General features: G+C 71.8%; 24 protein-coding genes. 11 read left to right on the top strand and 13 right to left on the bottom strand.

Features of this window, described 5'->3' with window-relative positions; genetic code table 11:
* Positions 1-21: 21 nt before the first annotated feature.
* Entirely contained in the window at positions 22-522 is a 501-nt protein-coding gene (locus DGO_RS07245) for a DinB family protein (RefSeq protein ID WP_043801520.1), read from the top strand.
* Positions 523-566: 44 nt separating this feature from the next.
* Positions 567-1868, top strand: coding sequence for an aminotransferase family protein (locus tag DGO_RS07240; RefSeq protein WP_014684831.1), 1302 nt, complete (start codon positions 567-569; stop codon positions 1866-1868).
* Between the two features lie 94 nt (positions 1869-1962).
* Here the strand turns inward: DGO_RS07240 and DGO_RS07235 are convergent, their stop codons facing one another.
* Positions 1963-2709, bottom strand: coding sequence for a WecB/TagA/CpsF family glycosyltransferase (locus tag DGO_RS07235; protein WP_014684830.1), 747 nt, complete (start codon positions 2707-2709; stop codon positions 1963-1965).
* 89 nt (positions 2710-2798) lie between these two features.
* On the opposite strand from DGO_RS07235, the gene DGO_RS07230 reads away from it, so the two are divergent.
* The 3 genes from DGO_RS07230 (at position 2799) to DGO_RS07220 (ending at position 6406) form a co-directional block, all read left to right on the top strand.
* Positions 2799-3476 (top strand): Crp/Fnr family transcriptional regulator, encoded by a 678-nt coding sequence (locus DGO_RS07230; protein ID WP_014684829.1) that lies wholly within the window; start codon positions 2799-2801, stop codon positions 3474-3476.
* Positions 3477-3566: 90 nt separating this feature from the next.
* Complete coding sequence (gene bshC, locus DGO_RS07225; RefSeq protein WP_014684828.1) at positions 3567-5123, top strand: bacillithiol biosynthesis cysteine-adding enzyme BshC; 1557 nt, start codon at positions 3567-3569, stop codon at positions 5121-5123.
* A 236-nt stretch (positions 5124-5359) separates the two neighbouring features.
* The gene (locus DGO_RS07220) at positions 5360-6406 is read left to right on the top strand and encodes an aldo/keto reductase (RefSeq protein ID WP_043801518.1); all 1047 of its coding nucleotides are present in this window, start codon (positions 5360-5362) and stop codon (positions 6404-6406) included.
* Positions 6407-6473: 67 nt separating this feature from the next.
* Here the strand turns inward: DGO_RS07220 and lysS are convergent, their stop codons facing one another.
* Positions 6474-7640 (bottom strand): homocitrate synthase, encoded by a 1167-nt coding sequence (gene lysS / locus DGO_RS07215; RefSeq protein WP_014684826.1) that lies wholly within the window; start codon positions 7638-7640, stop codon positions 6474-6476.
* Between the two features lie 167 nt (positions 7641-7807).
* Between lysS and lepB the strand changes: the two genes are divergently transcribed.
* On the top strand, positions 7808-8587 hold the full coding sequence (gene lepB / locus DGO_RS07210; RefSeq protein WP_014684825.1) for a signal peptidase I: 780 nt from the start codon (positions 7808-7810) through the stop codon (positions 8585-8587).
* 61 nt (positions 8588-8648) lie between these two features.
* Here lepB and DGO_RS07205 read toward each other — a convergent pair whose 3' ends face one another.
* The 6 genes from DGO_RS07205 to DGO_RS07180 form a co-directional block, all read right to left on the bottom strand.
* A complete protein-coding gene (locus DGO_RS07205; protein WP_014684824.1) occupies positions 8649-8978 on the bottom strand; it encodes a DUF503 domain-containing protein in 330 nt (109 codons plus the stop codon).
* A 1-nt stretch (position 8979) separates the two neighbouring features.
* Positions 8980-9207, bottom strand: coding sequence for a heavy-metal-associated domain-containing protein (locus tag DGO_RS07200; RefSeq protein WP_043801517.1), 228 nt, complete (start codon positions 9205-9207; stop codon positions 8980-8982).
* A 61-nt stretch (positions 9208-9268) separates the two neighbouring features.
* Positions 9269-9769, bottom strand: coding sequence for a DUF1999 domain-containing protein (locus DGO_RS07195; RefSeq protein WP_014684822.1), 501 nt, complete (start codon positions 9767-9769; stop codon positions 9269-9271).
* 48 nt (positions 9770-9817) lie between these two features.
* Positions 9818-10882, bottom strand: coding sequence for an SGNH/GDSL hydrolase family protein (locus DGO_RS07190; protein WP_014684821.1), 1065 nt, complete (start codon positions 10880-10882; stop codon positions 9818-9820).
* A gap of 184 nt (positions 10883-11066) precedes the next feature.
* Positions 11067-11618: a GNAT family N-acetyltransferase gene (locus DGO_RS07185; RefSeq protein WP_050920713.1), complete on the bottom strand. Its 552-nt coding sequence runs from the start codon at positions 11616-11618 to the stop codon at positions 11067-11069.
* Positions 11619-11679: 61 nt separating this feature from the next.
* The gene (locus tag DGO_RS07180; protein WP_043801514.1) at positions 11680-12663 is read right to left on the bottom strand and encodes a hypothetical protein; all 984 of its coding nucleotides are present in this window, start codon (positions 12661-12663) and stop codon (positions 11680-11682) included.
* A 195-nt stretch (positions 12664-12858) separates the two neighbouring features.
* Here DGO_RS07180 and DGO_RS07175 point away from each other — a divergent pair, with 195 nt between their 5' ends.
* Positions 12859-13608: a class I SAM-dependent methyltransferase gene (locus DGO_RS07175; protein ID WP_043801512.1), complete on the top strand. Its 750-nt coding sequence runs from the start codon at positions 12859-12861 to the stop codon at positions 13606-13608.
* 7 nt (positions 13609-13615) lie between these two features.
* On the opposite strand, the gene DGO_RS07170 is transcribed toward DGO_RS07175, so the two are convergent.
* A complete protein-coding gene (locus tag DGO_RS07170; RefSeq protein ID WP_014684818.1) occupies positions 13616-13924 on the bottom strand; it encodes a DUF1905 domain-containing protein in 309 nt (102 codons plus the stop codon).
* An 88-nt stretch (positions 13925-14012) separates the two neighbouring features.
* Positions 14013-15794, bottom strand: a complete 1782-nt coding sequence (gene typA / locus DGO_RS07165; RefSeq protein ID WP_014684817.1) for a translational GTPase TypA — start codon at positions 15792-15794, stop codon at positions 14013-14015.
* Positions 15795-16032: 238 nt separating this feature from the next.
* On the opposite strand from typA, the gene deoC reads away from it, so the two are divergent.
* Together deoC and DGO_RS07155 are read left to right on the top strand one after the other, a co-directional pair.
* Entirely contained in the window at positions 16033-16710 is a 678-nt protein-coding gene (gene deoC / locus DGO_RS07160) for a deoxyribose-phosphate aldolase (RefSeq protein WP_014684816.1), read from the top strand.
* Complete coding sequence (locus DGO_RS07155) at positions 16700-17296, top strand: Maf family nucleotide pyrophosphatase (RefSeq protein WP_085961049.1); 597 nt, start codon at positions 16700-16702, stop codon at positions 17294-17296. The genes deoC and DGO_RS07155 overlap by 11 nt, the downstream gene beginning before the upstream one ends.
* Positions 17297-17311: 15 nt before the next feature.
* Here the strand turns inward: DGO_RS07155 and tilS are convergent, their stop codons facing one another.
* Positions 17312-18940, bottom strand: a complete 1629-nt coding sequence (gene tilS / locus DGO_RS07150) for a tRNA lysidine(34) synthetase TilS (protein ID WP_145975268.1) — start codon at positions 18938-18940, stop codon at positions 17312-17314.
* A 63-nt stretch (positions 18941-19003) separates the two neighbouring features.
* Between tilS and DGO_RS07145 the strand changes: the two genes are divergently transcribed.
* On the top strand, positions 19004-19483 hold the full coding sequence (locus DGO_RS07145; protein WP_014684813.1) for a peroxiredoxin: 480 nt from the start codon (positions 19004-19006) through the stop codon (positions 19481-19483).
* A 29-nt stretch (positions 19484-19512) separates the two neighbouring features.
* Here DGO_RS07145 and DGO_RS07140 read toward each other — a convergent pair whose 3' ends face one another.
* Positions 19513-19881: a metal-sulfur cluster assembly factor gene (locus DGO_RS07140; RefSeq protein WP_050920712.1), complete on the bottom strand. Its 369-nt coding sequence runs from the start codon at positions 19879-19881 to the stop codon at positions 19513-19515.
* Entirely contained in the window at positions 19878-20192 is a 315-nt protein-coding gene (locus DGO_RS07135) for a rhodanese-like domain-containing protein (protein WP_043801509.1), read from the bottom strand. The genes DGO_RS07140 and DGO_RS07135 overlap by 4 nt, the downstream gene beginning before the upstream one ends.
* Before the next feature lie 81 nt (positions 20193-20273).
* Between DGO_RS07135 and DGO_RS07130 the strand changes: the two genes are divergently transcribed.
* Positions 20274-20585: a rhodanese-like domain-containing protein gene (locus DGO_RS07130; RefSeq protein WP_050920711.1), complete on the top strand. Its 312-nt coding sequence runs from the start codon at positions 20274-20276 to the stop codon at positions 20583-20585.
* Positions 20586-20590: the final 5 nt, after the last annotated feature.

Below are 20590 nucleotides of genomic sequence, written 5' to 3'. Positions count from 1 at the left end.
CCGTCTGCGAAACTACCTCCCATGAGCGATCCCGACCGACAACTCGCGTCCCAACTGGCCTTCGCGCGGCTGCTGCCCCGGCTGTTCCGGGGAGGGCAGGCCTTCGTGGGGGTCGAGGCGGCCCTGAGCGGCCTGAGCGACGAGCAGGCGGCGGCGCGCCCGGAGGGCCTGCCGCACAGCGTGGCCGGGCTGGTCGCGCACGTGAACTGGTGGAACCGCTGGATGCTCGACATCATCGAGATGGGCCAGGCGCTGCCCTACCCCGCGCACGCCGCCGACACCTGGCCGGAGGTCGGCGCGGGCGACTGGGGCCGCGTCCGCAACGACTTCTACGAACTGCTCGCCCGCATCGATACGCACGCCGCGCGCCCCGACCTCGCCAACCCGGTCAACCACGAGGAGACCATCGGTGAGCTGCTGGCCGACTTCGCGCTGCACACCGCCCACCATTTCGGGCAGGTCGTGACGGTGCGTCAGGCCCTGGGCGCGTGGCCCCCCCCCGGCGGCGGCGACACCTGGTAGACCGGTCCCCGGTCGCCGCCGCGCCCTGATTCCCTGGAGCCCCCATGTCCAACGTCTTCTACCGTTCCGCCAAACCGTATCCCGTTGCCGTGCGTGCCGAGGGGGTGTTCCTGTGGGACGACGAGGGGCGGCGCTACCTCGACGGCAGTTCGGGGGCGCTCGTGGCGAACGTGGGGCACGGCCGCGCCGAGGTCGCGCGGGCGATGGCCGAGCAGGCGGGGCGGCTGGCCTTCGCGCACGGCTCGCAGTTTTCCAGCGACGTGCTCGAGGAGTACGCGGGGCGACTCGCCCGGTTTCTGGGCCTGCCCAGCCACCGCCTGTGGGCCGTGTCGGGCGGCAGTGAGGCCAACGAGAGCGCCATCAAGCTCGCGCGGCAGTACCACGTTGAGCGCGGCGAGCCGGGGCGCTACAAGGTCGTGACGCGCGTGCCGAGCTACCACGGGGCCAGCCTGGGCGCGCTGGCGGCCTCGGGCATGGGCGCGCGGCGTGAGCTGTACACCCCGCTGATGCGGCAGGAGGCCTGGCCGAAGCTCGCCCGGCCCGACCCGTCCCTGAGTGGCGAGGCCGACGCCGAGCGCCTGCGCGCCGTGCTGGAGGCGGCCGGGCCGGAGACGGTCGCCGCCTTCCTGTGCGAGCCGGTGGTGGGGGCCTCGGACGCGGCGCTGGCCCCGAACCCCGGCTACCACGCCCGCGTGGCCGAGATCTGCCGCGAGTACGGCGTACTGTTCATCGCCGACGAGATCATGTGCGGCATGGGCCGCTGCGGGGCGCCGCTGGCCGTGTGGCCCGGGAACAGTGGGCACCGGGAGGACCCGACCCCCGACCTCGTCGTGCTGGGCAAGGGGCTGGCCGCCGGGTACGCCCCGCTGGCCGGCGTGATGGCGAGCGCCGAGGTCTACGGGGCGGTCATGGACGGCTCGGGGGCCTTCAAGCACGGCTTCACGTATGCGGGCCACCCGGTCAGCGTGGCGGCGGGCGGCGCGGTGCTGGACATCCTGGAGCGCGAGGGGCTGGTCGCGGCGGCGCGGGTGCGCGGGGCACAACTCCTCACCGGCCTGCGCGACCTCCAGACCCGGCACCCCCAGGTGCTGGAGGCGCGCGGCCACGGCCTGCTGCTGGGGCTGGTCCTGGGCGACCCGGCGACCGGCGAGGCGTACCCGGCCCCCGGCGTGGCCGAGCGCGTGGCCCGCGCGGCAAAATCGCTCGGTCTGCTCACCTACCCCGGCAGCGGGGCGCTGGACGGCGTGCGCGGCGACCACCTGCTGCTGGGGCCGCCGCTGAGCATCTCGGAGGCCGAGGTCGCGCAGCTGCTGGAGCTGCTGGACAGGGCACTGGGCGACCACTGAACGGGGGCCCGAGTTCGGCGTCGCCCCGGTCCGGAGAGCCCGGGTCCCCCCTGACCGCGCGGTTTCCAGATCGGGCCCGTCCGTCCGCTGTCTCCTATTTCCGCCGTTTTTCCGCCTGCACCATCCCCACGAACTGGGCGAGGCGGGGCGCGCGGTTCCAGCGCTTGCGGTCGCCCGCCACGCGCCAGACCCACTCGACGCCCAACTTGCGCGTCCAGTCGGGGGCGAGCTGCGCCGTGCCCGCCAGTACGTCGATCACCCCGCCGCAGCCAATGGCGACCGGCGTGTTCAGGATCTGCCGCCAGTACTGGTTGAAGATCTCCTGGCGGCCCGCACCCATCGCGGTCAGCAGCAGGTGGGCGCCGCTCGCCCCCACGAGTTCCGCGACGCGCTGGTCTTCGTCGGTGCCGAAATAGCCGTGGTGGATGCCGGCCACCTGGATACCGTAGTCCCGCACGGCGTTCTGGGCGGCCTGCTCGGCCACGCCCGGCTTGGCCCCCAGGAAGAAGACCCGCAGGTCGGCCCCGTGGCGCTCCATCAGGCCCTTGACGATGTCGAAGCCCGGCGCACGGGGCACGTCCACCCCCGCGAGCTGCCGGGCCGCGTATACGATGCCCACACCGTCGGCCGTGACGAGGTCCGCGTCCTGCATGGCCCGCACGAACTCGGGCTGCGTGCGCGACTGCACGATGAATTCGGGGTTCAGGGTCACGACGGTGTGCGGCGCGCGCGTGGCCGCGAACATCCACCCGCTCAGGCGGTCGAGGGTCTGCGGCAACGTGATGACGTCGAGGGGCAGGTCGAACAGGGAGAGCCGCGCCGGGGGGGAAGAAGCGGTCATGCTGACCGGACTATACCGCGCGCCCCGGACGCCTCCGCCGCGCTGGGGGTACGCCGTTGCCGCCGCGCCGCGTAGGGCATACTGCGGGCATGTTGCCGGGTGCCTTCAGTGCTTTGCCTATGGACGCGCAGTCCCACCTGTCGTCATCGGGCCGGGTCGGACGCTGGACACGGGGCGAACTGCTGTTCCACCCCGAGGACCGGGCCGAGACCCTGTTCCTGATCCTGCACGGCTCGGCGCGGCTCTACCGCCTGGGGGCCAACGCGCGCGAGGTCACCCTCGACGTGCATGGCCCCGGCGACCTGCTGGGCGTCTCGGCGCTCGTGCCGGGCGGGCACTACGGCATGTACGCCGAGGCGATGGACGACACCGAGGCGCTGCTGCTCGGCCAGGACGCCCTGGGGCGCGCGACCCGCAGCACCCCGGCGCTGGGGGTCGCCCTGACCGAACAGATGACCCGCCAGACGCGCAGCGTCCAGGAGCGGCTCTCGGGGCTGGTCTTCCTGGAGGTCTCGCAGCGCCTCGCCCTGGCCCTGCTGGGGCTCGCCGAGCGCGAGGGCGGGGACGACTGGAGCGGCGGGACCCTCGCGCTGCGCGAGCGTGTCTCGCACCAGGACCTCGCCCACGTGGTGGGCAGCACGCGCGAGACGATCACCAAGCTGCTGGGCGATTTCCGCACGCGCGGCCTGCTGGACCTGGGCTACCGGCGCATCATCCTGACCGACCGCACGGGACTGGAGCGCGCCGCGCGCGAGCCGATGCGCTGAGGCGGGACGGCCCGCTGCCGCGCACGCCGGACATGCGCTAAGGTACGGCCCGCTGCGTCCGGCACAGGCGGGGGCGGGCGGGGAGAACAGATGGCGCGGAACATTGCAGCGGAATATCGGCGGGGCGGCATGGGCGACTTTTTCCGGCTGGCGGCCGGCGACTTGGAGACGGCCCGGCGGGAGACCCGGCCGGACGTGGACCGCGCCGCACTCGCCGCCGCGCTGCGCGCGTACCACCGCGATCTGGGCACCCTGGACCGCGCCGCCGAGGCTGCCCTGGAGCGGCTCGCGCACCCCGGGTCGCGCGTGGTCGTGACCGGACAGCAGGCGGGCGCGCTGACCGGCCCGGCCTACAGCGTCCATAAAGGCGCCGGGGCCGCGCTGCTGGCCCGCTCGCTGGACACCGAGGACGCCCCGGTGGTGGCGGTGTACTGGGTCGCCAGCCAGGACCATGACGCCGAAGAGGTCGCTTCGACCACCCTGCTCGACTTCTCGGAGACGCTTCGCCGCCTGACCCTCGACGTGCCGGCGGGCGTGCCGGTCGGCCGCGTACCCTGGCGCGCCGAGTGGACGGCGCAGGTGCACGCCCTGCTCGACGCCTTCGACGCCCCGGCCGAGCATGTCGCCAGCGTGCGCGCCCGTTTCGAGAAAGCCGTGGCGGCCGGCGGCAGCTACGCCGACGTGTTCGCCCGACTGATCCATGGGCTGCTGGGGGCTGCGGGGCTGCTGGTCCTCGACCCGATGCACCCGGCCCTCGCGCAGCTCATGGCGCCGGCGCTGGCACGCGAGCTGGCCGACCCCCTGGCGTCCTCGGCACGTATTGAGGACGCCGCCGAGCGGCTGCTGGCCCAGGGCTTCACGCCGCAGCTGCGCCGCCCGGCCGGGGCCACCAACCTCTTCGTCGAGGAGGAAGACGGCCAGCGCCGGCTTCTGCGCCTGGAAGGCCGCACTTTCCGCAGCGAGACGCGCGCGTATACGCAGGAGGACCTGACCGCGCTGCTGGACGCCGACCCCACACGGCTGACCCCGGCGGCGGGCCTGCGCCCGGCCGTGCAGGACGCGCTGCTGCCCACGCTGGCCTTCGTGGTCGGCCCCGGCGAGATCGCCTACGGGGCGCAGCTGCGCGAGGTCTATGCCCTGCACGGCCTGCAACAGCCCCTGCTGTGGCCGCGCCTGAGCGTGACGTGGCTGGAACCCAACGTCACGCGGCTGCTCGCCCGTCTGGGGGCCAGCGCGGCCGAAGTGCAGGCCGACCCGGCGGGCGTGCTGGGCCGTGCCCTGGCCCGCGAACGCGGCGCGGCGGCCCTGAGCGCCGCACGCCTGGACACCCTGACGCGCGAGCTGGACGCCCTGACCGGCGAAATCGCCGCGCTGGACCCCACCCTGGTCGGCGCCGCCGAGCGTACCCGCAGCCGCACCGTGGGCCGCGTGGCACACCTTCAGAACCTCGCCGCCGCCGCCCTGGCGCGGGCCGAAAACGACCGCAGCGGGCAGCTGACTCGCCTGCAAAAGCACCTGCTGCCCAACGGCGTGCCCCAGGAACGCGAGATGAACTTCCTGACCTACCTGCTCAAGCACGGCGATACGCCGCTGCGGCTGCTGCTGGCGCTGGAGCCGGACTGGTCGGGCAGCGTCGAGATTCCCTGAAGCCGGCTGGCCCACCCCTGACCGTTGACTGTCCTGTAGTCTGCCCGGAGAAGCGCCAGTCCGCCTGACAGCGGCTCCCCCTTCATGGCCTGCCCGGAACCCGATCTGTTCCTTCTCTCGGCTGGGACAAAGCGGACAGCTCTGGGAATCTCGCCGCCCTCTACTACACCGCCTGACCAGCCCATTCGGTCACAAGACAGACGGCGAGCCTCCGCGCCGAACGCTATAAGGCCCCCATGCCCCTCACCGACTTCCGCACGCTGGGCCGCTCTGGACTGATCGTGACTCCCCTGTGCCTGGGCACCATGACCTTCGGCGCGCCGCGCTGGGGCGCCTCCGACGAGGAGGCGCGGGCCATCTTCGGCGCATATGTGGACGCGGGCGGCAACTTCTTCGACACGGCCGACACCTATGCCAAGGGCCGCAGCGAGGAAACGCTGGGCCAGTTGATCGCCGAGCGCGGGCTGCGCGACCAGGTGGTGGTCGCCACCAAGTTCACCTGGAACGCCGTGCCGGGCGTGCCGACCACCGGCGGCAACAGCCGCAAGAACATCCGCCGGGCGCTGGAGGGCTCGCTGCGGCGCCTGGGCACCGATTTCGTGGACCTGTACTGGCTGCACCACTGGGACATGGTCACGCCGGTCGAGGAAGTCCTCCAGACCCTGGGCGACCTCGTGCGCGCGGGGGACATCCGGTACTTCGGGTTCTCGAACGTGCCCGCGTGGTACGCCGCGCAGGCCGCCACCCTCGCGCAGGTCCACGGCGGACCGGGGCCGGTCGCCCTGCAACTCGAATACTCGCTCGTCGAGCGCGGCCCCGAACGCGAGCACGTGACCGCCGCGCGGCACTTCGGGCTGGGCCTCACGCCCTGGAGCCCGCTGGCCGCCGGCTTCCTGACCGGCAAGTACACCCGCGAGGAGCGCGGCGAGGGCCGGCTCAGCGGGCCCAACCCCTTCGGCGACAGTAAGTTCACGGACGCCAACTGGGCGGTGCTGGACACGCTGCGCTCGGTCGCCGCCGAGGTGGGCCGCCCGCCCGCGCAGGTCGCGCTGGCATGGCTCTCGGGGCAACCGGGCGTGACCGCGCCCATCGTGGGGGCCAGCCGCCCCGAGCAGCTCGGGGACCACCTCGCCGCGCTGGACCTGCCCCTGAGCGGAGAGCAGCGCCGCAGGCTGGACGAGGCGGGCGCCCCGCCCCCCAGCCTGCACACCCCGCAGATCCGCCGGGCCGTCTTCGGCGGGGCCGGGGTCCGGAACTGGGACGAGCAGCAGACGGGCGGCTGAGTTCGGGCGGCCCAAGGCAGAAGGCGCAGGCCCGTGCCCCCGCCTTCCGTTTTCTCCTGTTTCCGTTCTACGCGCTGACCCACTCACGCAGCACCTGTTCGAGGTGCGCGTCGTCGAGGTCGCCATTCTCGCCCAGCGCCTTGATGTGGTCGGTGACGCGGCGCAGGGCGTCCTCGCCGTAGTGCAGGCCCATCTCGCGGGCCTTGTAGGCGATGGCGTGCTTGCCCGTCACCTTGCTGCCCGCCTGGATGCGCCGGCCCACCCCGAACACGCCGGGCGGAATCGCCTCGTAGGCGCCGGGGTTGAGATAGATCGCCTTGAGGTGCATGCCGGCCTTGTGGTTGTAGGCGAACTCGCCGGTCAGGTAGTTGTTCCAGGGAATCGGCAGGTCCACCATCCGGGCGATCATGCGGTCGAGTTCGGGCAGCAGGTCGAGGTTGTACTTGTCGATGAGGCCCTGCGGATCGAAGGTGAACATCCGCGCCAGGAAGCCCCCCAGCGGCGTGATGCCGTTGCGCTCACCGATCCCCAGGATGGTCGTGTCGATGTGGGTCGCCCCCGCCTCGATGGCCTCGTAGGCGTTGCTCACCGCGCAGCCGGTGTCGTTGTGGCCGTGGAACTCGATGCCGCAGTCGGCGTGGATCACCTTGCGGACCTCGCGCACCAGCGTGTAGACCTGCCGGGGCGTGGCGACCCCCACCGTATCGGCCAGACCCACGCGGTGAACCCCCATGTCCGATACGGCGCGGTACACGGCCATCAGGTCGGCCTCCTCCGAGCGGAAGGTGTCCTCGGCCGAGAAACGGATCTGGAGGTCAGGGCGGTTCTCCTTGATCCAGCCGATGACGCCCTGCGCCGTGTCCACGATCTGGTTGATGCTCTTGCCGTGGCTGAACTCGCGCAGGAAGCTGCTGGTCCCGAACAGCAGGTCCAGGCCGTCCACGCCGGTATCCACGGCGCGCTGCACGTCGTCCATGTGACAGCGCACGTGGGTCAGGAACTTGGACTTGAGCCCCAGGCCGGTGAGCTGCCGGATGTCGGCCTGGGTCTGGGCGCTGACCATCGGGGTGGTCACCTCGATGAACTCGACCCCGAAACTGTCGAGCGCGCGGGCGATCTCGATCTTGTCGCCGGTCTTGAAGTTGCCGCGCGCGAACTGCTCGCCCTCCCGCAGGGTGGAGTCGATGATCGCCCAGGAGCGGGCCGGGAGCAGCGGTGCAGGTACGTCAGTCATGTCAGCCTCGACCCGCAGTGTGTCGCACCGCCTGATAAATGTCAAGGAAAAGCGTGTAATTCTTTTCAAATGTAATTCACGTGAATGGTCGGGGTGTGGGGTGGCAGCGACCCGTGCAGCGGGCGGGACACGGCGTCACCCCCCCGATCCGCTATGCTCTGCGGTGCATGACGCGACTTAGCAAAGCGGCCCCCGGCCCTCTTCAGAAGCTGTGGAAGGAACTGCTCGAACCCATCGTCTTCGCGGTGGTCATCACCCAGTTTCTGGCGACGCTGGTCGGCGTGGACGGCAACAGCATGATGCCCAACCTGCGCAACCGCGAACGGGTGTTCGTACCCAAGTACGAGACCTGGCTGCACAAGGCGGGCGTCGGCAATTTCAGCCGGGGCGACATCGTGATCTTCAAGCCGCCGAGCAGCGCCGTGACCGAGCTGCCCAACCTCAACCGCAACTTCCTGGGCCTGTGGAACTACCGGCCCTTCCTCATCAAGCGTCTGATCGGGCTGCCCGGCGACCGCATCAGTATTCAGGGCGGCGAGGTCACGGTGAACGGCACGCGCCTCGATTCGAGCTGGACCACCGACTACTGGCGCGAGCAGGGCTGCTGGGACACCCAGAGCGACCTCGCCAACAACGCCGCCTCCGGCCGCGCCGGGGTGGTGCAGCCCGCGCAGGAGATCACCGTGCCGGCCGGCCACTACTTCGTGATGGGCGACAACCGTACCGAGAACGGCAGCGAGGACTCGCGCATGTTCGGCCCCGTCGAGCTGCGCGACATCGCCGGGCGCGCGGCGGCTGTCGTGTGGCCCATCATGCGCAAGGCCAACGCCAAGTACGACTGCGCCAACGAGACGGTCGCGGAACTCAGCGGCCCCAATGTCCTGAACTGGCGCGTCCTGAACCGCCCTGAGGGCTTCAGCGCCATTCCGGCTCCCAGCGGCCGATAAGGCACGGGAAAGCGGCGGCCGGGACACATTCCCGGCCGCCGCTTTCCCGTGCTCCGCGCTGTCAGTCCTCTTCTTCCTCGGGATCGTCGCCCTCACCGAGCACGGTGATCTCCACGCTCTCCTCGGTCACGCGGTACTCGCCCTCGGCCGCGATGTAGTCGGCGGCCATGCGCAGGGTTTCCTCGACCCAGCCGTAGTCGTTACTCAGGGTCGCCACGCCGATGACTTCCCAGTCGTGGGCGTCCAGACCGTCGAGGCGGGCGACCGTCAGGGGAAAGCGCACCTTGAGCCGCTCGACGACCGGGCGCACGATGGCGCGCTTCTCTTTGAGGTTGCTGACCCAGGGCATCTCGACCCGAACGGTCAGGACACCCACATACCCGAGCGCCACCCTAGAGCATCCCCGCCAGGAACCCCTGCGAGCGCACGGCCCGCACGAGGTCCATGACCGTGTGCTGCGAGGGGTCGTAATGCACTTCGATCTGGCCGTCGTCGGGGGTGGCGCGGCTCACGCCGGGCAGGGCCAGAAGCGCGGCCGACACCCGCTCGCCGGCCTCGCGGTTCATGCCGCGCACCCCGAGCAGCACGCGGGTGGGACGGGGGGAGGGAGGAGTGGTCATGGGGGGCAGTATAGGCCCCGCGCCCCCCGTGCCAGAGCGAATCCCGCCGCTTTTCGGCCGCCTATTCGGGGCGCAGGCGCTCGCCCGGCGCGGTCTGCGCGCGCGTGCCCAGGTGTACGACGCCGTACTGCCCCACCACACGGGCCTCTTCGGCGCGGGCGGCGTTTGCCAGTTCGGCGGTCAGGGGCAGGTGAATCTCGTAGACGGCCGTGTCATAGGCGCTCTTGACCACGGCGTGCAACAGGCCGCGCGCCGCCTCGTCCACGAGTTCGGGGGTCAGGCCGGGGGCCAGGGCCAGAGTGCGCACGAACACCAGGGGCCGGTCGCCCTGCCACACGCTCTGGGCGAACACGAAGCCGCGCAGCCCGCCCTCGCCGTCGGCCACGAAGGAATGCTCGCTGCGTTCGTAGAACTTCAGGGCAGGCAGGCTGGTGCTCAGGCGGCTCTCGCGCTCGCGGTCCGGCAGGGTGTCGAAGGCCGGGTCCAGCGCCCGCTGCGCGGCGAGGTCCAGCGCCGCGAGCGCGTCATAGTCGTGTTCGGTCAGGGTACGGAAGCGCAACATGGCCGCAGGCTAGCAAGCGCCGGGGGGCCGGGGCGAGCGCCGCGCTGGTCAGGGCCGCGTGTTCAGGTCCGTGCCGAACTGTTCGTTGAAGAACACGGCGAGGCGCTGGGCGAACCGCTGGTGCGCGAAGGAACTGGGGTGAACCCCGTCGAGGCTGAACGACCGCCCGAAGGGCGCCGCCGCCGTGGGAATCAGCGGGCGACCCGGCAGGCTGTCGAGGACCGGGTTGACATCGAACACGGGGACCCCGTTGGCCGCGGCCAGCTCACGGATGACGCCGTTGTAGCCCTCCACGATCTGCTGGGCCTGCGTGTATTCCGCCGCCGTGAGGGCGCTGGGCGAGGTGCAGGACAGCGGCTTCTCGCGGCTGGCCCCCGCGATCACCGCGCTGCCGAAATACACTTCCTTGCCCTGGCAGCTCTGGTCCACCACGCCGGCCAGCCGCAGCAGCCGCACCGGAATCAGGGCAGGCACCCGGGTCACGTCCGGAATGGTCATCACCACGAGGTGCTCGACGCCGCCGCTCAGCAGGCGGTCGAGCAGCGTGGCGTAGGCCTGCCGGAAGTCGGCCAGCGGGGTGGACCGGCTGGGGTCGCCGCGCAGGGTGGGCAGCAGCACGTCGTTGTTGCCGATCCACAGCGTCACGAACAGGGGGCGGCGGGCCAGCGCGGCCTCGATCTGGGTGGTCTCATGTCCCAGGATGACGCGGTAGAGGTCGGCGTCGTAGAGCTGCGGGTCGGGGTCCTTGACCTGGGTGTCGGTGCTTTCCAGGACGTCGGCCACCTTCGCGCCGGGCACGGCGACCACGGGCGACACCACGCCGGGCGTGCGCAGCGTGCAGTTCCTGGTGCCCTGGACGCCGACCGGCGGCGGGCAGCCGGGGTCGTTCACCTCGGGCATGGGGATGTCTAGGCCGCCACGCTGCCCCAGCAGGCGCGCGTAGGAGGCCCGCTGCGACTCGGCCGTCAGCCCGCCCGACTGGAATCCGGCCGTGATGCTGTCCCCCATCGCCACGTAGCGGGTGAAAGGCGTGGCGTCTGCGCGGCTGCCCTGGGTCGGGGCGGGCGCGCAGGCACCGAGAAGCAGAAGGAGGGTCGCCAGGGTCCGTTTCATGTCTCAGGCCTCCAGAAAACAGGGAACGGGCTGTGGATCACCGGCCGTTCATGTGCGCCGAGCATACCCTGCCCCCTCACCCCGTTCCGTACCAAATCCGGCCTCCAGCCACTCAGGATGAAAGATCGGTGAGGACCGGCTGACCCGTCACCTTACCCCGACCCGTCTTCTGCGCGGGCCAGGGCTATCTGGCGCCCGTCTGCGCCGGTCCGTGCGGAGCAGCGCCTCCTTCGCTCTTTTCCTCATCCAGAATGAGCTGCACGAACACCAGATCGAGCCAGCGGCCGAACTTACGCCCGACCTGGGGCATGTGCGCCACCGGCACGAACCCGAAGCGCCCATGAAAGCGCAGGCTGCCGGCGTTCTCGGCGTCTATGCCGCCCACCAGCACATGCAGGCCCATGCGCCGCGCCTCGGCGATCAGGGGGGCCATCAGGGCCGTGCCCAGGCCGCCGCCGCGCACGCCCTCGCGGATGTAGACGCTGTGTTCGGCGGTGCCGTCGAAGCCCGCCTTGCCCCGGAAAGGCCCGAAGGTCGCGAAGCCCACGACCTCGCCCGCCTCCTCGGCCACCAGGACCGGCCAGCCGCCCGCCTCCTTCTGCCCGAACCACTCCTGGCGCGACTCCAGCGTCACGGGTTCGAGGTCGTAGCTGGCGGTGGTGTGCAAGACCGCGCCGTTGTAGATCTCCAGGATGGCGGGCAGGTCGTCGTGACGGGCAGGGCGCACTTGAGGCATGGGCCGCAAGGTAGAGCATCGCGCCGCCCCCGGCACAGGGCCGCGCCTCCTGCCCGCCGGGTCAGAGCTTGAGGTCGCCCTCTTTTTTCCCGAATTTCTCCTCCAGGAACCGCTGGTGGGTCAGGAGATCGTCGCCCCCCGCCCGCAACGCCCGCCCCAGGATGTCCTGCGTGGCGTCGAGCAGCAGGTCGAGCTGCTCGCGCAGGAGGTCGCGCCCCGTCTTGCCGTCCTGGATGGGCCGGCTGGCCGCCAGGGTGGGGGGCAGCCGCAGGTAGGCCTGCACGGCGCTGGGGGCGTACTCCTCGCGCACGGCCCGGGCGAGGTAGGCCGCCTCGCTGCTCTGCTGCCCCATACCCTGGAGGTAGGTGAGCGCCTCCCGGGTGCGCAGGTTCAGTGCCGCGAGCTGCGCGCGGGCCTCGCCGGGCAGCCGCTGGTCATGCAGATACGCCGTGAGCGGATCGGGCGGATCGGCCGGCGCTGGGGGCGGGGCGGCCGTCTCCTCCTCCTGGCGGCGGCGCTCCCGGCGGGCTTCCCGGCGCGCCTCGTGGCGTTCCCGGCGGCGGCTGGAAGCGCCGGCCTCCACCCGCTCGCGTTCGTCCCCGCCCAGGTGGGGCAGCGTCTCGGCCTCGGTGTCGCCGGGCAGGGCCGTGCGGCCCATGAAGCCTCCTCCCAGCGCCTCCGGCACGGATCCGCGCGGCCCGTCCCGGGTCAGGGCCGGCAGGGCGGACGTGAAGAACCATACCGCCGCCATGATGAACAGGGGAAAGACCAGCCAGGAGGCCCCGGCCGCCATGAAGGCCAACCCGGCGACCAGGGCGGCGACCAGGGCGGGCCAGCGCCCGAGCCAGCGCGGCCCGAACGCCTCCGAACCGAAGTAGCCCAGCAGCATCCCGGCGGCCGGATGCACGGCCCAGTCGGCCCCCAGGAAGGCCGTCACCAGCACCGCGAGGGCAGCCAGGACCAGGGGCCGGGGATCACGGCCCAGCGAAGAAAAGAGCACCCGGCCGTAAAAGGCCAGGGCGAAGACGGCCAGAAGGCTGATCATGAGCGGAGCGGAGTGGGGAGAAAGCGGCGTCGCATACGTCAGGTATACGCCCTGGACCCGGCCGGGGTTGCGGGTCGGGAGACGGGGGAAGGCAAGCCGGCCCAGACCGGCAGGCGCCGGGCTACGCTGTGGGCGTTCTGCCCACCTGCCGCTCCAGCGCCGCCTTTCGCCCACTTCCGTTCAGGAGGGTCCACCATGCCGCACTGGGCCGACACGTTCTACGACTTTCAGGAGAGGCACACCGGCTGGTACAACGCCCCGGTCCACGCCAGTCATCACCGGCGGGCCGAGCAGCTCCGGGCCACCCACGGGGGCACCCGGCTGCTGGAACTCGGCTCGGGCGGCGGGCAATTCGCGGTCGCGGCGGCGCTGGCCGGGTACGAGGTCACTGCGCTGGACCTGCGGCCCGGCGGCGCAGCCCACGCCCTGACCCTGGCGGCGCAGCACGGCGTTGCCCTGGAGGCCGTGACCGGCGACTTCTATGCCTTCAACCCGTCCGGGGCCTTCGACCTGATCGTCTCCTGGGACGGCTTCGGGATCGGCACGGACGCCGACCAGCGGCGGCTTCTGCGGCGGCTGCCGGGCTGGCTCGCGCCAGGGGGCCGCGCGTTGATCGAGGTCTATATGCCCCTCTACTGGGCGCGGCACGCCGGGTACACGCGCGAATGGTCCACGCCGACCCGCCTCGTGCAGACCTACGGTTTCGATGCCGAGACCAGCCGCCTGACCGACACCTACGCGGTCGGGGACGAGCCGCCGCAGACCCAGTCGCTGCGCTGCTACGCACCCGCCGACTTCCGGCTGTTGCTGGAGGGCACAGGTCTGACCCTGCTGGACATCCGGCCCGGGGGGACCTGGAATCCCGTCACGGAAATCTGGTCTCCGGAGGTACCGGTGGCCGAATGCATGCAGTGGGTGGCCGTGCTGGCCGGCACATCGCCCTGAGCGCCGCCTACGTCCCCTGTGAAGGTTCGGCCTCACCCAGCCCCAGGCTCAGTGTGACCTCCGCGCCCTCGTGCAGCGCCTCTGCGCGGCGTATAGCCGCCCGGACCGGCACGAGGTACCCGCCCTGACGGGGAAAGAGCGAGGTCGTCCAGACGCTCGCCCCCAGCTGGACCCGCACCGGCACGACGCCCCAGCCGTAGCTGAGCAGCCGGGCCACCTCGCGGACCTGCGCGGCCTGTTCGGGAGGGACCGCCACGAAGTAGTAGGGGGCCGGGCCACGCCACTCGATCAGCGGGCCGCTGAAGGTCAGCTGCATGACCGGAGTGTAACGGAGCGGCGCGGCCCTCCAGAACACAGGCCGGGCACCCCTCCGTGGAGTGCCCGGCCCGGTGTCCCTTTCGGGATTACTTGCGCATGCTGGGGTTCAGGACCTTCTTGCGCAGACGGATGTTCTTGGGGGTCAGCTCGACGAGTTCGTCGTCGCTGATGTACTCCAGCGCGTCTTCGAGGGTCAGGCGGCGCGGGGGGGTCAGCGTGAGGGCTTCGTCGGCCCCGCTGGAGCGCACGTTCGTGAGCTTCTTGTTCTTGCAGACGTTGACGTTCATGTCCTGCTCGCGGGCGTTCTCACCGACGATCATGCCGATGTACACCTCGGTCGCCGGATCGATGAAGAACGAACCGCGGTCCTGGAGCTTCCAGATGCTGTAGGCGAAGGCCGGGCCGTCTTCCATGCTGACCAGCGAACCGTTCTGGCGCACCTTGATCTCGCCGGCCCAGGGCGCGTAGCCGTCGAAGATGTGGCTCATGATGCCTTCGCCCTGCGTCATGGACAGGAACTGGGTGCGGAACCCGAACAGCGCGCGGCTGGGAATCTTGAACTCGATGCGGGTGCGGGTGCCCTGGGGCTCCATGTTCACCATCTGGCCCTTGCGCGAGGCCAGGACACCGATCACGGTGCTGGCGTGCTGCTCGGGCACGTCCACCACGAGGTGCTCGACTGGCTCGTGCTTCTCGCCGTCGATCTCGCGGATGATGACCTGCGGGCTGCCCACCTGGATCTCGTAGCCTTCGCGGCGCATGGTTTCGAGCAGGATCGAGAGGTGCAGCTCGCCGCGGCCCGAGACGATGAACTCGTCGGGGCGCACTTCCTCGACCTTCAGCGACACGTTGGTCATCACTTCGCGCTTGAGGCGGTCGTTGAGGTGACGGCTGGTCACGTACTTGCCGTCCTTGCCCGCGAAGGGGCTGGTGTTCGGCTGGAAGGTCATGCTGACGGTCGGCTCGTCCACCGTGATGATGGGCAGGGCCTCGGGGTCGGCGAGGTCGGCGATGGTCTCCCCGATCTGCGCGTCCTCGATCCCGGCGAGGGCCACGATGTCCCCGGCGCCCACGGTGTCCACCTCGATGCGGCGCAGGCCCAGGTGCGTGAAGGGCTGCACGACACGGGTCTTGGACATGGTGCCGTCCTTGTGCATCAGGTTGACGAATTCGCCCTTCTTGACCTGACCGCGCTGTACGCGGCCCAGCACGATGCGGCCCAGGTACTCGCTGTAGTCGAGGTTGGTCACGAGCATCTGGAAGGGGGCTTCGAGGTCCACGACCGGCGCGGGGATCTTCTCGAGCACCATCTCGAACAGTTCCTGGAAGTCGTCGCGGGGGTTGTCGAGCTCCTTGAAAGCCTTGCCCTCACGCGAGATCGCGTACAGGATCGGGAAGTCGAGCTGGTCGTCGTTGGCGCCGAGTTCGGCCATCAGGTCGAAGGTCAGGTTGACGACTTCCTCGGGGCGGGCGTCCTGGCGGTCAATCTTGTTGATGACCACGATGGGCTTGAGGCCCAGCTCCAGCGCCTTGCGCAGCACGAAGCGGGTCTGGGGCATGGGGCCTTCGGCGGCGTCCACGAGCAGCAGGCAGCCGTCCACCATGCCCAGCACGCGCTCCACTTCCCCGCCGAAGTCGGCGTGGCCGGGGGTGTCCACGATGTTGATCTTGACGCCCTTGTATTCCACGGCCGTGTTCTTGGCCAGAATGGTGATGCCACGTTCCTTTTCCAGGTCGTTGCTGTCCATGGCGCGCTCGGCGATTTCCTCGCCGTGGCCGAGCTTGAGGGTCTGCTTGAGCAGGCCGTCCACCAGCGTGGTCTTGCCGTGGTCGACGTGCGCGATGATGGCGATGTTGCGGTATTCCATAGTAAGTCCGTCCTTTTCTCGCCTGGACATGCCCGGTGGCCTCTGCTCCTGGGCGGGAGAAGGCGGTCGCGCGGCGTCCAACCGGCAATGAAGCTTGCAAAACAAAGCCCGCCGCACAAACCTCCGTGGGCGGGACACCCAACCGGAGATTCTATCAGAATCGGGGCGAAAAAGGTTCAGGGCCGTGTCACGTTCCCCCGGCGGCGACCGGACGGGCAGGCCCCGCTATCCTGGCGGCATGCAACTCGCCCCCTACATCGACCACACGCTGCTCAAGGCCACCGCCACGAGCGCCGACATCCGCCAGCTGTGCGCCGAGGCGCGCGAGCACCAGTTCTACGCCGTATGCGTCAATCCGGTCTTCGTGCCGCTGTGCGTGGCCGAGCTGGAAGGCAGCGGCGTGAAGGTGGCGACCGTATGCGGTTTCCCGCTGGGCGCCGTGAGCAGCGAGCAAAAAGCCCTCGAAGCGCGCCTGAGCGCCGAAGCGGGAGCCGACGAGGTGGACATGGTCATCCACATCGGCGCGGCGCTGGAAAACGCCTGGGACGCCGTGGAGGCCGACGTGCGCGCGGTGCGCCGGGCCATCCCCGAGCAGGTCCTGAAGGTGATCATCGAGACCTGCTACCTCAGCGACGACCAGAAGCGCGGCGCCACCGAGGCGGCCGTGCGCGGCGGAGCCGACTTCGTGAAGACGAGCACCGGCTTCGGGACGGGCGGCGCGACCCTGGAGGACGTGCGCCTGATGCACGGGGTCATCGCGGGCCGCGCCCAGATCAAGGCGGCGGGCGGCGTGCGCAGCCCCGCCGACGCCGAGGCCATGATCGGGGCCGGAGCGACCCGCCTGGGCACGTCGGGCGGCGTGGCCCTGGTGGCGGGCGGAGGCCAGACTGGGGAGGCGCAGCACCGTGGCTACTGAGCTGCCGGTCGTCCTCGCCTCGGGCAGCCCGCGCCGCCGCGAGCTGCTGGGCAACCTGGGCGTGGCCTTCGAGGTCGTCGTGAGCGGCGAGGCCGAGGACAGCACCGAGAGCGACCCCGCGCGGCTCGCGGGCGAGCTGGCCGACCTCAAGGCCCGCGCGGTGGCCGCCCAGCGCCCGGAGGCCGTGGTCATCGCCGCCGACACGGTGGTCGCGCAGGGCGCGCTGCTGCTCGCCAAGCCGGAGAGCGCCGAGGAGAATGTCGCCTTCCTGCGCGAGCTGTCGGGCCGCACCCACCAGGTCTACACCGGGGTCAGCGTGATCTCGCCGGCCGGGCAGTGGTCGGGCGTCGAGCGCACCGACGTGACCTTCCGGCCCCTGACGGACGCCGAGATGACCTACTACGCCGCGACCGGCGAGGGGCTGGACAAGGCGGGCGGCTACGGCCTCCAGGGCATCGGCATGGCGCTGGTGCAGCGGCTGGACGGCGACTCCTCGAACGTGATCGGTTTCCCGCTCGCCCTCGTCATCCGGTTGCTGAGGAGCGCGGGGGTGCCGGTGTTCGGGGAAGGGGCTCAGGAGGCGTGAGGAGGGCGCGGGGCCTTAGGCTCCGTCCTCCCCCCTGCCCTGCCCTCTGATCGCCTGGAAGCTGCGCCGCAGCAGCGCCCCCGCCTCGGCCGCGCGCACCCCAGGCGTGACGCGCGGGGCGTGGCCCCAGTGGGCGGCGAGCACGTCGGCCACGCCGCCCAACGCCCCAGCCTTGGGGTTGGCCGCGCCGTACACGACGTGCCCCACCCGCGCCTCGATGGCCGCGCCCAGGCACATCGGGCAGGGTTCGAGGGTGACGACCAGGGTGCAGTCGCCCAGGTATGCCCCGACCGCCTCCGAGGCCTCCCGCAGCGCGGCGAGTTCGGCGTGGCGGGTCATGTCGCCGTGTTCACGGCTGGTGTTGCGCCCGCGCCCGACGACCCCCCCGGCCGCGTCCAGCACCACCGCGCCCACCGGCACCTCGCCGGCCCCGGCCGCCTCGTGGGCCAGGGCCAGGGCCTCGCCCATCGCGGCGTGCAGGGGGTCGGGCACGGCCCCGGCCGCCTCGCGCGCCCCGGCGGCCCACAGCGGCGAGGTCAGGCCCACCCACTGCACCGCGCCCCCGGCGTCCACGGCCAGCGGCACGCGGTCGCGCTCCGCACGCGGCACCTTCGCGTCGGTCAGCACGTCGCTGAGCTTGCGCGTCCCCCCCGGGAGACGCAGGCGGTCGCCGGGCTGCCGGGTGCGGCGCGTCCAGCCGGAGGGCAGCGCGAAGTCCGGCCCGGGCCACGCCAGCGGCCCCAGGTGCAGCCGCCCACCCGTCACCGTGACCTCGCGCGGGCCGGGCAGGGTCAGGTGCCGCGTGGTGCCCGCGCGCAGGCCCTCCGCCAGCGCCCCGACGTGCAGGCCGTGGTATTCCAGCCCCGCGGCGCGGAGTTCGGCCGCCACATGACGGCGCAGCACGGCCGGGGACTGGCGCTCCAGCGGGGCGTGAGCGCTCAGGGCGGCCGCCTGGGCGCTCAGGGCGTCGTCGTCCTCGGCGTTCAGGCGGCCGAAGTGGGCCAGGGCCTCCTCCACCGCCGGAAAACGGGCGCGCAGCACCGGCATGACCTCGCAGCGCAGCCACGCGCGGGTGTAGGCCGGGTCGGCGTTCGTCGGGTCCTCGCGCCAGTCCTGCCCCAGTGCCCGCAGGAAGGTTTCGAGGTCGGCGCGCGGCGCGTCCAGCCAGGGCCGGCGCACACGGCCCCACACGGGCGCGATCCCGCGCAGCGTGGCCTCGCCCCGCAGCAGGCCCCACAGCACCGTCTCGGCCTGGTCGCGGCGGGTGTGGGCGGTCAGGACCAGCCCCGCGCCGTGGGCCCGCGCCGTGCGTGCCAGGAAGTCGTAGCGCACGCGCCGGGCGGCCTCCTCGACGTTCCAGCCCCGCCGGCCGGCCACGGCCCCCACGTCCACCCGCGCGGTCCCGAAGGGCACGCCCAGGTCGGCGGCCAGCGCGCCCACCCAGGCGGCGTCCTGCGCCGACTCCGGCCGCAGCGCGTGGTCGAGGTGCGCCGCGACCGGCCGCGCCCCCACGAGCACCAGCGCCCGCAGCAGCGCCACCGAATCCGCCCCACCCGACACGCCCACGGCCACGCGCTCGCCGGCGTAGGGCCGCAGGGGATCAAGCAGCCGTGGGGCTGGGGGGGCAACAGGCCGCGCGTTCACGGGGGCAGTGTAGAGCGGGCAGCGCACGGCGGACTTCCGGCTCCATGCTCTACAGTCGGCCTCATGGCTCCGCGCGTCGGTCAACCCGCTCCCCCCTTCGAGGCCCGCAGCGACGACGGCCGGGCGCTGAGCCTCGGCACGCTGCGCGGGCAGTGGATCGCCCTGGTCTTCTGGCCCGGCGCGCAGGGCCCGGCCTGCCCGGAGGCCCAGGCCTTCGAACGGGCATGCCCGGAATTCGGAGCGCTCGGCGCGGTCCTGGTGGCCGTGAGCCGCGATACCGAGGCCCACCTCGCGCAGCTGCGCGACCGCTGCGGCCTGGGCTATCCCCTGCTGCCCGACAGCGCGCAGGTGGTCGCGCGGGCCTACGGGGTGGGCGGCTTCCGGCTGTGGCCGGAGCGGTGGCTGGGCCTGGGGCGCCGCGAGACCGGGCAGACCTTCCTGATCGACCCGCGGGGCCGCCTCGCCGCGCACTGGCCCCGCGCGGACGCGGCCGGACTGCCGGAGGTGCTCGCCCAGATCCGGCAACGACAAACCCCCGCGTAGGGCGGGGGCAGTCTGGGGCCGGGCCGGGTTCAGATGTTGAAGCCGAACATGCGCATCTGGCGCTTGCCGTCGTCGGTCATCTTGTCGGGACCCCATGGCGGCGTCCACACGAACTCGACATTCACGCTGCTCACGCCGTCGAGGCGGCCCACGGCCATCTCGGCGTCGGCCCGGATGAGGTCCTGTACCGGGCAGCCCACGCTGGTGAGGGTCATGGTGATGTCCACGAGACCGTCCGGCGCGATGTCCACCCCGTAAATCAGGCCCAGGTCCACGACGTTGACCGGAATTTCCGGGTCCTTGACGACCTTGAGCGCCTCGAGCACCTGCGCCTCGCTGGGCAACCCGGCCGCCGGGGCTTCGCCCGCCGCCGCAGGGACCTGCGTGTCGTCGCTCACTGGGCTTCTCCCTGGGTGGGCAGCCCCGCCTCGGCCCAGGCCTGCGTGCCGCCGGCGAGGTTGGTCACGTCGCCGTAGCCGTTGGCCAGCAGGTACTCGCCCGCGCGGGCGCTGCGGGCCCCGCTGCGGCAGATCATGACCAGCGGGCGGTCCTTGGGCAGCTCGGCGTACCGGGCCTCGAATTCGCTCAGGGGCAGCAGGGTCGCGCCCTCGGCATGGATCTGGTCGTATTCGCCCTGCTCGCGCACGTCCACGAGCAGCGCGCCGTCTTGTACCATCTGGTGACCCTCGGTCGGGTTCGCTTCCTTCATGTGCCCAGCATACCCGAGTGGCCCGGTCGGATTGTGCCTGCCTCTAGGTCGCCTCAAGGCGGGCCGTGCCACACTGCCGGCGTGCCACACGACGCCAGCCCCCGGCCCCCGGCCCTCACGCCCGGCCAGACCCTGATCGACCTGCGGGACGCCGCCGCGCGCCGGGCCGAACCGGTGCCTCACTCCGGCGACCGGCAGGTGCTGGTGCTCGGCCTGGACGTGATCGAGGACGGCGCACACGGCCTGACTCCGGCGGCCGGACCGCTGCTGGTCGTGTGTGAGCGCGGGACCCGCTCACAGCTCGCGGCGCGCTACCTGCGGGCCGACGGGCTGGACGCCCAGGCCTGGCCCGGCGGCTGGGCCAGCTTCGCAGCGGCGCTGAACGGCGACTGAGTCTC

This window comes from Deinococcus gobiensis I-0, from assembly GCF_000252445.1.
GTDB classification, from domain to species: Bacteria; Deinococcota; Deinococci; order Deinococcales; family Deinococcaceae; genus Deinococcus; species Deinococcus gobiensis.
The sequence above is the reverse complement of the archived record's forward strand: the minus strand, read 5'-3'. Positions and strand labels throughout refer to the sequence as shown.

Bases quoted from the DNA above. Each gene is read 5' to 3' on its own strand.
- DGO_RS07245 (WP_043801520.1), top strand. From the start codon at position 22: ATGAGCGATCCCGACCGACAACTCGCGTCCCAACTGGCCTTCGCGCGG.
- DGO_RS07240 (WP_014684831.1), top strand. From the start codon at position 567: ATGTCCAACGTCTTCTACCGTTCCGCCAAACCGTATCCCGTTGCCGTG.
- DGO_RS07235 (WP_014684830.1), bottom strand. From the start codon at position 2,709: ATGACCGCTTCTTCCCCCCCGGCGCGGCTCTCCCTGTTCGACCTGCCC.
- DGO_RS07230 (WP_014684829.1), top strand. From the start codon at position 2,799: ATGTTGCCGGGTGCCTTCAGTGCTTTGCCTATGGACGCGCAGTCCCAC.
- bshC (WP_014684828.1), top strand. From the start codon at position 3,567: ATGGCGCGGAACATTGCAGCGGAATATCGGCGGGGCGGCATGGGCGAC.
- DGO_RS07220 (WP_043801518.1), top strand. From the start codon at position 5,360: ATGCCCCTCACCGACTTCCGCACGCTGGGCCGCTCTGGACTGATCGTG.
- lysS (WP_014684826.1), bottom strand. From the start codon at position 7,640: ATGACTGACGTACCTGCACCGCTGCTCCCGGCCCGCTCCTGGGCGATC.
- lepB (WP_014684825.1), top strand. From the start codon at position 7,808: ATGACGCGACTTAGCAAAGCGGCCCCCGGCCCTCTTCAGAAGCTGTGG.
- DGO_RS07200 (WP_043801517.1), bottom strand. From the start codon at position 9,207: ATGACCACTCCTCCCTCCCCCCGTCCCACCCGCGTGCTGCTCGGGGTG.
- DGO_RS07195 (WP_014684822.1), bottom strand. From the start codon at position 9,769: ATGTTGCGCTTCCGTACCCTGACCGAACACGACTATGACGCGCTCGCG.
- DGO_RS07190 (WP_014684821.1), bottom strand. From the start codon at position 10,882: ATGAAACGGACCCTGGCGACCCTCCTTCTGCTTCTCGGTGCCTGCGCG.
- DGO_RS07185 (WP_050920713.1), bottom strand. From the start codon at position 11,618: ATGCCTCAAGTGCGCCCTGCCCGTCACGACGACCTGCCCGCCATCCTG.
- DGO_RS07180 (WP_043801514.1), bottom strand. From the start codon at position 12,663: ATGATCAGCCTTCTGGCCGTCTTCGCCCTGGCCTTTTACGGCCGGGTG.
- DGO_RS07175 (WP_043801512.1), top strand. From the start codon at position 12,859: ATGCCGCACTGGGCCGACACGTTCTACGACTTTCAGGAGAGGCACACC.
- DGO_RS07170 (WP_014684818.1), bottom strand. From the start codon at position 13,924: ATGCAGCTGACCTTCAGCGGCCCGCTGATCGAGTGGCGTGGCCCGGCC.
- typA (WP_014684817.1), bottom strand. From the start codon at position 15,794: ATGGAATACCGCAACATCGCCATCATCGCGCACGTCGACCACGGCAAG.
- deoC (WP_014684816.1), top strand. From the start codon at position 16,033: ATGCAACTCGCCCCCTACATCGACCACACGCTGCTCAAGGCCACCGCC.
- DGO_RS07145 (WP_014684813.1), top strand. From the start codon at position 19,004: ATGGCTCCGCGCGTCGGTCAACCCGCTCCCCCCTTCGAGGCCCGCAGC.
- DGO_RS07135 (WP_043801509.1), bottom strand. From the start codon at position 20,192: ATGAAGGAAGCGAACCCGACCGAGGGTCACCAGATGGTACAAGACGGC.